Here is a 12603-nt window from a genome sequence, read left to right on the forward strand (position 1 = left end):
CAAAACTTTTTAGGAGGAGAGGTAATGAGGAAAAAAGTAAGCGTGTTTCTGGCATTAACTATGTTTGTGACTATCTTTTTTTCAAATCCGATCAAGACTAATGCGGCAACCCCCGAAGCGCCTGCAGGATGGAGAGACTTACTAGATTACCAAATATTCAGTAATATATCCGATGGCTGGGCAGGAGATAGCGGGTTTGGATTGGAGACGGAGAACAGCAAGCTGCCCATAGATTCTACAGCAATGTACAATGGATTGCCTTCATTATTGTTGAATGCGAAGACGCCTACCAGTCCTTCCTGGTACAACGCTTTAATTACGGTTGCCGGCTGGAAAGCGTATGACTTTACCTCTTATCATCCAAATGGATTCCTTGAGTTTAATATCAAAGGAAATGCGGGTGGAGAGTCCTTTTTACTGGGCTTCAAAGACCGGGTATTCGAAAGAGCTGCCGGCAATGAAATTACCACTACAGTAAACATTAACAACTACGTCAGCATTACTACAAGTTGGACCCATGTGAAGATCCCGTTAAAGGATCTAATTCAGGTCTCCCAAGGAATTGATGTATCTTCCATAGATGCATTATCCATCAAGAATAATGGTTTTCAACCTTTAAAAGTCTGGCTTAATGACATTAGGGTTACGTCTCCCGATAAGGAAAAAGAGTACGCACCCATCAAGGTCAATCAATTAGGTTATCCCGTAGATGGAGTAAAGCAAGCGCTCGTAACCGGTTTTGAGGATGTGCTCACGGTCGATGCAGGTACTCCGTTTAACGTTATTAACGCCACAAATAATTCCACAGCTTACTCCGGAACGCTTGTACTCACCAAGAATTATGATGCTATTGACAGCGGGGAGCGTATTTTTACCGCCGATTTCACAAATTTAACGATTCCGGGAAAATATTATGTTTCAGTTCAGGGTCTTCAGAATTCGCCCAAGTTCACTATCAGCGAAGCTAACGAAATCTATGAACCCTTTTTAAATGACGTAACGAGATACTTCTATTACCAGAGAACCGGGATTAATATTACCAGCCCATACACTCAAAATTATCAAAGAACAGATTTTACTCCTGACACCGCAGTGCCTTTAATGTCCAATCCTTCCATCAAAAAAGATGTTTCCAAGGGATGGTACGATGCGGGCGATAAAGGCAAGTACGTTAACGCAGGAGCCAAAGCCTTGTCGGATCTCTTCTGGGCCTATGAAATGATGCCGGAGAAATTTACGGACAATCAATTTAATATTCCTGAGAGCGGAAACGGCATTCCCGACATCCTGGATGAGGCAAGGTGGGAACTGGAATGGATGCTCAAAATGCAGGATGCTGCAACTGGCGGTTTCTATGCGCGAGTGACCTTTCAGGATGACGACAATATGGTAGACAGAGAAATTATCGATAAGGATACGGTAAGCTCGCGGACTGATATCAAAACGACCGCCGATACAGCTACCGCAGCAGGTGTATTGGCACATGCCTACTTAATGTATCAGAATATTGATCCGGCTTTTGCCCAAAGTTGCTTGGATGCGGCAATAGACGCATGGGGGTACCTGGAAGCACATCCGGAAAATATTCGGACGCCTAACACGGGCAGATGGCCTTACGATGTGACGGATGACGCTTCGAATCGTCTGTGGGCTGCAGGCTCCCTGTACCGATCAACCGGCGATGCCGAATACAACGATTATTTCCTGGCGAATTACACTGATATGGGAATATTTTTTGAGGATACCCTTGATTTCGCCAGTGGTTGGGCAAACACCTGGAATACAGGCTTCTTCAGCTATCTGAAAGCCGCTAATCCGGACTCTGGAGTCTTAAGCTGGTATTCGGATAAATTCCAGCAATGGTTCAATGACAAAGTGAGCAGATACAACGACAGCCCTTGGAAAAGCATCATAAAAGATGGTAACTACTATTGGGGAATTACCATGCAGGTTGCGGACACACCGATGGAAATGATCATCGGTACGAAATTGCTGGGAACTTTTGAGAGCAACCGCGCTATCATTAATGAGATTAACAATAGCCAGTTAGACTGGATTCTGGGGCAGAACCCGGTAGGCGTATCTTTTGTATCAGGTTACGGCGATAACAGCGTGAAATATCCGTTCAGCATCATGTATAGAACGGATGGTTTACCTGGTGTACCTAAGGGATATCTGGTCGGAGGACCGAATAAATACTCCAATGACATAACTGTAGGAAACCAGATATCAAGATTTGCAGCCAAGAACTATACCGATAACTTCCAAGAATGGACTACAAATGAACATACCGTTTATTGGAATTCAGGGTTGGTATTCATTGCCGCATTCGCAACCGGAAATAGCACCAATTCGACCATTAATCCAACGACTGCTGCCTTTGATAAGAAAACCGCAAATCAAGCTGATATTCCGGTGACCCTAACGTTGAACGGCAACACGCTCACCGACATTAAGAACGGTACGACATCTCTGGTTGTGGACACGGACTATACCGTTTCGGGTAACACGGTCACTCTACACAAGAGCTATCTCGCGCAGCAGCCAATCGGCACGGTCAACCTCACTTTCCAGTTTAACGCCGGTTCATCTGCTACGCTATCCGTTGCTGTGAACGATTCGTCGGTTATTAACTCGACGATCAGTCCGACGACCGCTACCTTTGACAAGCAAACCGCGAATCAGACCGACATTCCGGTGACCTTGACGCTGAACGATAACACACTCATCGGCATTAATAATGGCACGACTGCCCTAGTTGCTGGTACGGACTACACCGTATCAGGCACGACAGTGACGATCCAGAAGGCTTATCTGGCTGCCCAACCGGTGGGAACAACGACACTGACTTTCAACTTTAGCACAGGAGCAAGTGCGAATCTTGCGGTCTCCGTGGTCGATACCTCCTCTACCGGAAGTGGTTCTATCACAGTGCAGCAGTACAATTCTCCTGTTACGGCAACGAGCAATTCGTTAAACCCACGGATAAAGCTGAAGAACACCGGTACCACTGCCATCAATCTGTCCGACGTGAAGCTTCATTATTATTACACGATCGATGGGGAGAAGGATCAGAATTTCTGGTGCGATTGGTCCACTGTCGGCAGTAGCAACGTAACTGGCGTCTTCGTCAAGTTGCCGGCTCCTTTGACAGGAGCTGATCATTATCTGGAAATCGGCTTTACGAGCGGAGCTGGAAGTTTGGCTGCTGGAGACAGCATTGAGCTTCAGATCCGCATGAACAAGACCGATTGGACGAACTACACGCAGACGGGCGATTACTCCTTCGATCCGACCGATTCGACTTACACCGATTGGAGTCATACAACTGGCTATGTCGCAGGCGCTCTTCAGTGGGGAACAGAACCTCAATAAGTAACGTCACAATTGCCATTACGGCTCAATAGCGAAAACCTGAACTCCCCATTACCGCCTAAACAACGGTGTGGGGAGTGTGTAAGACAGTGAAAGGAGTGCAACAACTCTATTGAAAGCTATGCCACTTCCTACAAATAGGAAACCGATACGTACTGTACGTAATTTTTCCATCGTGAAGAATCTTCGTACTTACTGGATGTTCTACGCAATGATGCTGCCGGGAATCGTTCTGCTTGTAATAAATAACTACATCCCTTTGTTCGGGATCGTAATTGCCTTTAAAACAATTAACTACCAGGACGGTATCCTTGGAAGCCCCTGGACAGGGATGAAAAATTTCGAATACCTGTTTGCCTCGAAGGATTCGTACATCATCATTCGCAACACATTGCTTTATAACTCGCTGTTTATTGTATTGAACATGGCGCTTCCACTGGGGTTCGCCTTGATGCTTAACGAGATGAAGAACCGCTTCCTCTCGAAGCTACACCAAACGATCATGTTCCTGCCATACTTCCTGTCGATGATCGTCATCTCGTACTTAGTGTATGGGTTCATGAGCGACGAACGAGGATACTTCAACGGCACATTGCTGCCGGCGCTTGGTCTTGATTCCGTACGTTGGTACTTCACGAAAGAAGTGTGGCCGATCGTCTTGCCGATCATTAACACGTGGAAAAACATGGGGTACTACACGGTTGTGTACATGGCAGCAATCATTGGTATCGACGAGGAGTACTACGAAGCCGCGACGATAGACGGGGCGAACAAGTGGCAACAGATCAAGAAAATCACGATTCCCTTGATCATGCCTGTCCTCACGATTATGACTTTGCTGCAGGTTGGCCGGATCTTCAATGCTGACTTTGGCCTATTCTTCCAAGTGCCGCGTGAATCGGGGGCATTGTTCCCTGTGACAAACGTTATCGATACCTATGTCTACCGCACCTTCCTGACCGTTGGGGATATCGGACTTTCCTCAGCAGCAGGCCTGTTCCAATCAGTAGTTGGTTTCATCTTGGTTTTTGTATCTAATTGGGTCGTTCGCCGCTTTAACCGCGAGAACGCGCTGTTCTAAGAGAGGAGCCCTTATGACCAATACAAAGAGTAAATCCTTATCTGGGTCCAATCCAAAGAATCAGCTGTCGGGATGGGCGTCAACCCTCATCAACATCTTCTTCGTCATCTATTCGGCGCTCTGTATCCTACCGCTTTTGCTGATTCTTTCGGTATCGTTCTCCGATGAGCAGTCCGTTATGACACACGGATATCGATTTATGCCCGAAAATTTCAATCTGGCAGCCTATCGATTCCTAATGAAAGATATCAGTCAAATCGTTCATTCCTATGGAATCTCACTAACTGTCACGGTGATCGGCACGATACTAAGCGTCATCATAATAGCACTGTATGCGTACCCCATTTCCCGGAATAATTTTCCACAGGCTAAGTATTTTACATTTTTTGTTTTTCTAACGATGCTGATATCCGGCGGTTTAGTCCCTTGGTACTTGGTTTACGTACAGATGCTGGAATTAAAAGATACACTTTGGGCACTGATCATGCCGCTGATCATGTCCGCATTCTGGGTACTGATCATGCGCACTTTCTTTAAGGAGACCGTACCTGAAGCTGTGCTGGAGTCAGCCAAAATAGATGGGGCAGGGGAGCTACGGATATTTATCCGAATTGTATTGCCCTTATCTCTGCCGGTTCTGGCAACCGTAGCACTGTTCCAAACACTGACATACTGGAACGACTGGTTCCTAAGCTTAATGTTTATTACAGACAACCACAATATATCCGTGCAGTACTTTCTTTACAAGATGATGGTCAACATCCAGTACTTATCCAGTAACCCGAACGCGATGGCTGAAATTACCCGAGCTGGCGGAATGATTAACTTCCCAAGTGAAACCGTGCGTATGGCGATGGTGGTTGTAGGTGTTGGACCTATTGTATTTGCTTACCCGTTCTTCCAGAAATACTTTATTAGAGGACTGACAGTAGGCTCCGTTAAAGGCTAAGATTGCTGATCACTTACGTGGGCACGGAAACGGCTAAAACCAGTATATGGTTTAGCATATCATTCTATTTTACGGGGGGATTACTTGAAAATGAAGGATACGAAAAGCAAGGCTTCACTGCTTCTCACACTGATGCTTATCTCAGCAGTAGGCACTACGGCTTGCGGCAATTCAAACAACTCGAACAACGCTACACCGGATAATGCCGGAAAAGAAAGCGCCACACCGAGCTCATCAGCGAATTCAACCACCGATAACACATCCAATGAGCCCTCGAAGCTGGAACCCTACAAACTAAAGCTGGTCTACGAAGGAGCTCCACAGGCGGACGAGGCTATCGTCGAGGAAGCGCTGAACAAGATCTTGACCGAAAAAATCAACGCGACGGTAGATATCGCACCAATCGATTGGGGAGCATGGGATGATAAGACTAACCTCATCATCGCTTCTCGAGAGCCCGTAGACATTCTATTTACAGCCTCATGGAACGGGTATGCAAAGAACGTTGCCAAAGGTGCTTACTTAGATCTCGGTCCCTTGCTCGATCAGTATGGCCAGGGCATTAAGGATAGCTTGGATCCAGCTTTTCTCGATGGCTCCAAAATCGGCGGCAAAAATTATGCAGTTCCTACTAATAAAGAATTGGCATCGTCAGGGGGCATTGTGTACCGGAAGGACATTGCCGATGAACTCGGCATCGACATGAGTAAAGTGCAAAAAATCGAAGATTTAGATGCCGTTTATAAGATCGTTAAAGAGAAGAAGCCAACCATGTATCCGCTGTATACAACGGGTGGCACGTTCGCCTCTCACTCTTTTGTGGAATTGGATTTTTTAGGTGATACGACGATACCTGGCGCTATCGATAAGAATGGCACGGAGGCGACAGTCAAACCGACCGAAGAGTATCCCCAATACTTAAATGCATTAAAAGTAACCCGTGATTTCTTCCAGAAGGGGTATCTAAACAAAGATGCGGCCACTTCCCAAACGTCATCCCTTGATGCTTATAAGACGGGCAACGTATTTTCCACTGTAGAGCCTCTCAAGCCAGGCAAAGCAGAGGAAATCGCATCCGCGACAGGACTTGATGGCAAGCTTGCACAAATTACTTTGACAGGTAAAACGGTCGCCACATCGGAGACTACCGGTGCCATGTTAGCCATCTCATCAACGTCCAAGAACCCGGAACGCGCCATGATGCTGATTAACCTGCTTCATACAGATCAAGAGATTATTAATCTGCTTAACTTCGGTATTGAAGGTACACATTTCACACTTAATGGTAATGTTATGACGCAGACGGAGAAGTCAGGACAGTACGCACCGGGCGTCGCTTGGGAGCTGGGAAATCAGTTCCTCAACTATGTCTGGAGCTCGGAAGCTCCGGACAAGTGGGAGCAGTTCAAAAAGTTCAACGAAGGGGCCAAATCGTCACCAGCGCTGGGCTTCACCTTTGACAGTGAGCCAGTCAAATCAGAAGTTGGAGCACTAGCAAACGTCCTAAGAGAATATCAGAAGATGCTTGAGACCGGCTCGGTTGATCTGGACAAAGAATTACCGAAATTTATCGCCGCCCAAAAATCGGCCGGCCTAGATAAAGTCATTGCTGAAAAGCAGAAACAGCTTGATGAATTCCTTGCCAGTAGGTAATATGCGTTCATAGCGAACAAAGGACCTGCTTATTGTTCTTATACTGAACAATAAGCAGGTCCTTTCGCTATATAATTCACAGTTCAACTAGGATTTAAGAGGCTTGATCAAATTGGCTATTATAAAGCTCCGCATAGAAACCATTTTTGGCAAGTAGTTCTTCGTGGCTGCCGCTTTCCAGAATATCGCCTTCCTTCAGAACCAGAATCACATCGGCGTTCTTAATGGTTGAGAGTCTATGCGCAATAACAAAGGAGGTTCTTCCTTCCATAAGCTTATCCATTGCCTGCTGAATCAAGAGCTCTGTTCTTGTATCGACTGAGCTTGTAGCTTCATCGAGGATGAGCATTGGAGCATTCTTGAGCATCGCGCGGGCGATGGTAAGCTGTTGCTTTTGGCCGGTGGATAAATTAACCTTGTCATTTAGTATGGTATTGTAACCGGCACTTAAGGTCTGAATGAAATGATGCAAGCCTACCGACTTACAAGCATCTTCAACTTCTTTATCGGTTACACCTGTTTTGTTGTACACCAGATTTTCCCTGATAGTGCCCTCAAAAAGCCAGGTGTCCTGCAAGACCATACAGAATAGATCATGGATGTTTTCTCTTGTTAAGCTGCTGATGGGGGTATCATCAATATAAATCTCTCCGCCCTTTAATTCATTAAACCGTATTAGAAGATTTATCAGTGTAGTTTTACCTGCGCCGGTAGGGCCGACTATAGCAATTTTTTGCCCAGGCTTAATCTCTGCAGAAAAATCTTTAATCACAAGTTTATCTGAATTTTCATAAGCAAATTGCACATGTTCAAAATCCACTCTGCCCGTTGCAGTTTTAAGATGTCTTTCTTTATGACTTTCATTGTCCATTTCATCAGCATCGAGGAACTCGAAGACACGTTTGCTTGCCGCGGAAGCCGATTGCAGACTTTGTGCGGCTTGAGCAATCTGAGAGAGCGGTTGTGTAAAGTAACGGACATACAGTATAAAGGCTACAATGACCCCAAAGGATATCGTTCCGTTCATAGCAAGTACAGCACCAACGACACAAACGGCCACAAAACCTAGATTGCCTATAAACATCATAATCGGCATCATAAGACCGGAGAGGAACTGCGCTTTAAATGCACTATCTTTAAGATTCATATTCAGGGATTCAAATGTATTGCGCATTTGTGATTCACCATTGTAAGCTTTCACTACAGTATGTCCTGTATATACTTCCTCCACATGACCATTGATTTTCCCTAAGTATTCTTGCTGACTTTGAAAATACTTTTGGGATTTTTTCATAATTGCCGCTATGAGGCCAAAGCCAATGATAGTTGCAACAACCGCCGTAATAGTCATGATCACATTTGTTTTGAACATCATGATGATGGATCCCGTAAAGAGGGCAAGGGCAGTTACCAGTGTGCCGACGCTTTGGTTTAAAGCTTGCCCGATCGTATCCACATCGTTGGTAACCCGGGACAGAATGTCACCGGTTGTAGAATTATTATAATAAGAAATTGGAAGTTTGTTCATTTTGCGTGAGAGATCGGCTCTTAAGTTTTTGGAGACCTTTTGCGTAACTGCGGACATAATTAATCCTTGTACCAAAGATAACACAGCGCTAAGGATATAGATAAATACAAGGAAAAGGCCGATAGAAGTTACTGCTTCCATATCAATTCCGGTGACGAGGCCCGCCGTGATCAAGTCTGTCATCTCCGAAAGCTTATCCGGTCCAAGCAAAGTCAGAACCGTACCGATTGCTGCACTAATAATAGCTATAAGGACTACAGGGATATATTTTCTGCAATAGTGGAGAAGTTTGCTCCACGTGTTGAGTTGCTCTTTGCTTTTGTTCATTAAGCTAGCTCCTCCTTTGAAAGTTGTGAGTAAGCAATCTCTTGGTAGACATCACAGGTCTGCATCAATTCATCATGTGTTCCCATGCCTGCCATTCGTCCGGCTTCCAGTACAATGATTTTATCTGCGTCTTTGATTGTACCGATCCGCTGCGCAACGATTAGTATCGTCGTACCGCTGGATTTCTTCTTCAATTCACTACGCAATTTGCGATCCGTCTTATAATCAAGTGCTGAGAAGGAATCGTCGAAGATCAATATTTCAGGACGACGGGCAATGGCTCGGGCAATGGAAAGACGTTGCTTTTGACCGCCAGACAAGTTCGTACCGCCTTGAGAGACATGAGCCTCGTAGCTTCCTTCCATCTTTTCAACAAAATCTGAAGCTTGAGAGGTGTAAATGGCATCTACAACATCAGAGGACAGATCACTGCCATTGTCGCCGAAAGCAACATTAGAGCTCACCGTGCCGCCAAACAAAATCGCTTTCTGAGATACATATCCCATTTTATTGCGCAGTGCAGTTTGCTCATATTGGTTAACATTAATACCATCCACCAACACTTCACCTGCTGTAGCATCATAAAAGCGAGGGATCAGGTTCACTACGGTACTTTTTCCGCATCCGGTTGAACCGATGAAGGCCACAGTTTCTCCTTTTTTCACCGTAAAGCTGATATCCTCAATAACGTATTCTTCTGCATCCGGATATTTAAAGCTGACTTTTTTGAATTCGACTTCACCCAACCGATTTGTCTTAGAGGAAGTAAGTGATCCGTTCTCTAAGCTTGGCTTAGTATCCAGCACTTCATTGATTCTTTTAGCGGATACATGGGCACGAGGCATCAGGATAAAAATCATGATCAGCATCATGAATGCCATAACCACCTGCATCGCATAGGATGAGAAGACAATCATATCTGAAAATAAGCCCATCTTCGCCGTACCATTGGCATTTTGAATCAAAATAGCACCAATCCAATATATTGCGAGACTTAAACCGCTCATAATGAGAGAAATACTTGGCATCATCATGGACAGTACATTGTTGGCAAATAAATTCGTTCGGGTAAGCTCGCTGTTGGCTACGCTAAATTTATCTTCCTGGTAACTTTCCGCATTATAAGCACGAATGACACGAAGGCCTGTAAGATTTTCTCTTGCAACACGATTAAGATTATCAGTCAGTTGCTGCAATTTTTGGAATTTCGGAAGCACAAGCACGATCACTATGCTGACAATAAGAATCAATACCCCAATTGCGACACCGGTAGCAAGCGACCACTGCCAACTCTTGCCTGTAATTTTGAGCATTGCCCAAACGGCAAGGATGGGAGCCTTCACCAGCAGTTGCAGACCAATGACAATTAGCATTTGCACTTGTGTAATGTCATTCGTTGAACGGGTAATTAAACTAGCTGTAGAGAAGTTGTTGATTTCTTCCATAGAAAAAGACTGTACCTTATCAAACAATTTGGAGCGTAATCTTGAAGAGAAGTTAGCGGCAATTTTAGCGGCGATCCCTGCCACTATGATTGATGTGGCTAAACTGCCGAGGGCACAGAGCAACATCCAGCCTCCGGCTGCAATGATTTCGCTCATTTCACTTCCTGGTATCTGTACAAGACGAGTAATCTCGCTCATATAACCGGGCAATTCCAGATCCAGCCATACCTGTGTGACAATGAACAGGATGCTGATACCGATTAGGGTCCATTCCTTCGGTTTTAAGTACTTAAGTATAGTTACCATACATCTGACTCCTTTATGTGGCGTTGCTTAAATGATAACGAAAGAAGATAAACTGAAAGTTAACTTTTCTGAAAAATGAAAAAACCCTGAAAGAACGATGAGGTTCTCCAGGGCTCGTACTACATTCCAATCGGAATCGTAACTGTAAATGTGGCTCCTTGTAATGGAATGCTTTCGCAAGAAATGGTTCCATTGTGTAGATGAATGATTTTTTTAACAATTGCTAATCCAAGTCCATTGCCCGCAGTCGAATGGGAAGTATCCTGCTGATAAAATTTATCGAATATCTTGGGAAGAGCCTCAGGATGAATACCGCTTCCGCAGTCACGAACTAGAATCACCACGTTATCTTCGTTTCTCTTCATGTTAACTTCAATTTCGCCATGTTCAGGAGTGAATTTGATCGCGTTATCCAATAAATTTAACCAAACTTGATTTAAAAGCTCTTTATTGCCGGAGAGTTCATAATCCTGAATATTAACGTTCAGCTTCAGGTGCTTCTTCTCAAATTTAGCAGCTAGCAAAAGCACAGATTGGCGAATTTGTTCCCCAACATTAAACCTCATTTTGTTTGTCAGAATCTTTTGCGTCTCAACTTGTGTCAGCTCCAGTACATTCGAAGCAAGGGAGGCAAGTCTGGTCGATTCCTCAATGACAATATCTAGATATTCATTCCGTTCTTCTTTGGTAAGATCATCGTTCTTTAAGACTTCGGCAAATCCCTTGATAGATACAATCGGTGTTTTGAATTCATGGGAAAAATTATTCACAAAATCGGTTCGCAGAATTTCAATACCCCCAAGCTCTTCAGCCATCCGGTTAAAGTTCTCTGATAGAATTTCAAACTCCGGCGGGCTTTTGAGCTGAAGCCGCATGGAGAAGTCACCGCTGGCAAGACGCTCTGTGGCCTCAATAAATAACCGGATGGATTTTACCATTTTCCGGCTTGTGATGGCTGATATCGTGGTACCGATAATTGTACAAGCGATTAATACCATTATGGGTAGTACGAATCCATCCTGGGCAAGCTCTTCGTTCAACAAACCAAAAACCTGTGCGAGAAAGAAGAGTAGTCCTGTAATCACAACGGTAATAAGAAAGATGACAAATATGATAAGGGAAAAATAGATGGGAAGGCTGATTCTGTTGCTGAGCTTGTTACTTATTTTGCTCACTGGCTTCGCACCGCCTTGTATCCAAGACCTCTGACGGAAACCAGTTCAAACTCTGGATAAGCGTCAAACCGTTTCCGCAGGCGATTGATATGTACATTAACGGTTGTATCCGTACTTTCACTTTCCATGCCCCATATTTCGTCCATAAGCTGGATACGGGTGAATATCCGTTCCGGATAAGATAATAGTTTATACAACAAATAGAACTCTTTTTGCGGAAGCGTTTGTTTCTCGTCCTCCCGGGTTACTGTCAATGCGTCATAATCAAGGATCACTTTACCCACTACTAATTTACGGGCACTTGCGATTTGCGAACGGCGAAGCAGCGCTTGGATTCTGAGCAGCATTTCTTCGGTATCAATCGGTTTGGTCATATAATCATCGGTTCCAATCCGGAACCCCTTTTTCTTATCTTCAGGCAGCTGTTTTGCTGTAGCCATGAGAATAGGGATTAAGCTATCAGCAGCTCTTACTTCCTTGGCGAATTCATAACCATCCATATTAGGCATCATGATATCCAGAATGATTAGATCAATATGCTGTGAATCAAGGACCTCCAAAGCTTTAACTCCATCTTCGGCAGTTACAACATCATATCCTTCGCGTTTCAGAACAGCTTCAAGAAGTCTTCTTACATGCTTATCATCTTCAACTACGAGTATGTTAATCATTACTGTTCACTCCAATAGTAGGTTTGTATCCATTATTACCTGTGGGGAATTTGTTTTAAAGGGAGCAGAATCAATATTTATCTAATCTTAAGA

Annotated in this window: 8 protein-coding genes; 4 read left to right on the forward strand and 4 right to left on the reverse strand. The window is 44.5% G+C overall.

Annotated features, from left to right (window positions below; genetic code table 11):
* Positions 1-24 precede the first annotated feature (24 nt).
* The 4 genes from MKX34_RS15985 (at position 25) to MKX34_RS16000 (ending at position 7058) form a co-directional block, all read left to right on the forward strand.
* Complete coding sequence (locus MKX34_RS15985) at positions 25-3375, forward strand: glycoside hydrolase family 9 protein (protein WP_076296658.1); 3351 nt, start codon at positions 25-27, stop codon at positions 3373-3375.
* 121 nt (positions 3376-3496) lie between these two features.
* Positions 3497-4456, forward strand: coding sequence for an ABC transporter permease subunit (locus MKX34_RS15990; protein ID WP_038574490.1), 960 nt, complete (start codon positions 3497-3499; stop codon positions 4454-4456).
* A gap of 13 nt (positions 4457-4469) precedes the next feature.
* A complete protein-coding gene (locus MKX34_RS15995) occupies positions 4470-5405 on the forward strand; it encodes a carbohydrate ABC transporter permease (protein ID WP_038571187.1) in 936 nt (311 codons plus the stop codon).
* A gap of 90 nt (positions 5406-5495) precedes the next feature.
* Positions 5496-7058: an ABC transporter substrate-binding protein gene (locus MKX34_RS16000; protein ID WP_076296657.1), complete on the forward strand. Its 1563-nt coding sequence runs from the start codon at positions 5496-5498 to the stop codon at positions 7056-7058.
* A gap of 94 nt (positions 7059-7152) precedes the next feature.
* On the opposite strand, the gene MKX34_RS16005 is transcribed toward MKX34_RS16000, so the two are convergent.
* From MKX34_RS16005 to MKX34_RS16020, 4 genes are all read right to left on the reverse strand, one after another.
* Positions 7153-8913 carry an ABC transporter ATP-binding protein gene (locus tag MKX34_RS16005; RefSeq protein ID WP_038571192.1) on the reverse strand — a complete coding sequence of 587 codons (1761 nt, stop codon included), beginning with the start codon at positions 8911-8913 and terminating at the stop codon, positions 7153-7155.
* The gene (locus tag MKX34_RS16010) at positions 8913-10664 is read right to left on the reverse strand and encodes an ABC transporter ATP-binding protein (protein ID WP_038571195.1); all 1752 of its coding nucleotides are present in this window, start codon (positions 10662-10664) and stop codon (positions 8913-8915) included. The genes MKX34_RS16005 and MKX34_RS16010 overlap by 1 nt, the downstream gene beginning before the upstream one ends.
* Positions 10665-10783: 119 nt before the next feature.
* Positions 10784-11839 (reverse strand): HAMP domain-containing sensor histidine kinase, encoded by a 1056-nt coding sequence (locus MKX34_RS16015; protein WP_081383906.1) that lies wholly within the window; start codon positions 11837-11839, stop codon positions 10784-10786.
* Positions 11836-12510, reverse strand: a complete 675-nt coding sequence (locus tag MKX34_RS16020) for a response regulator transcription factor (RefSeq protein ID WP_076105748.1) — start codon at positions 12508-12510, stop codon at positions 11836-11838. Before MKX34_RS16020 ends, MKX34_RS16015 begins: the two co-directional genes overlap by 4 nt.
* Between the last annotated feature and the right edge of the window lie 93 nt (positions 12511-12603).

The organism is Paenibacillus sp. FSL R5-0636, from assembly GCF_037974255.1.
Classification (GTDB): Bacteria; Bacillota; Bacilli; order Paenibacillales; family Paenibacillaceae; genus Paenibacillus_AQ; species Paenibacillus_AQ odorifer.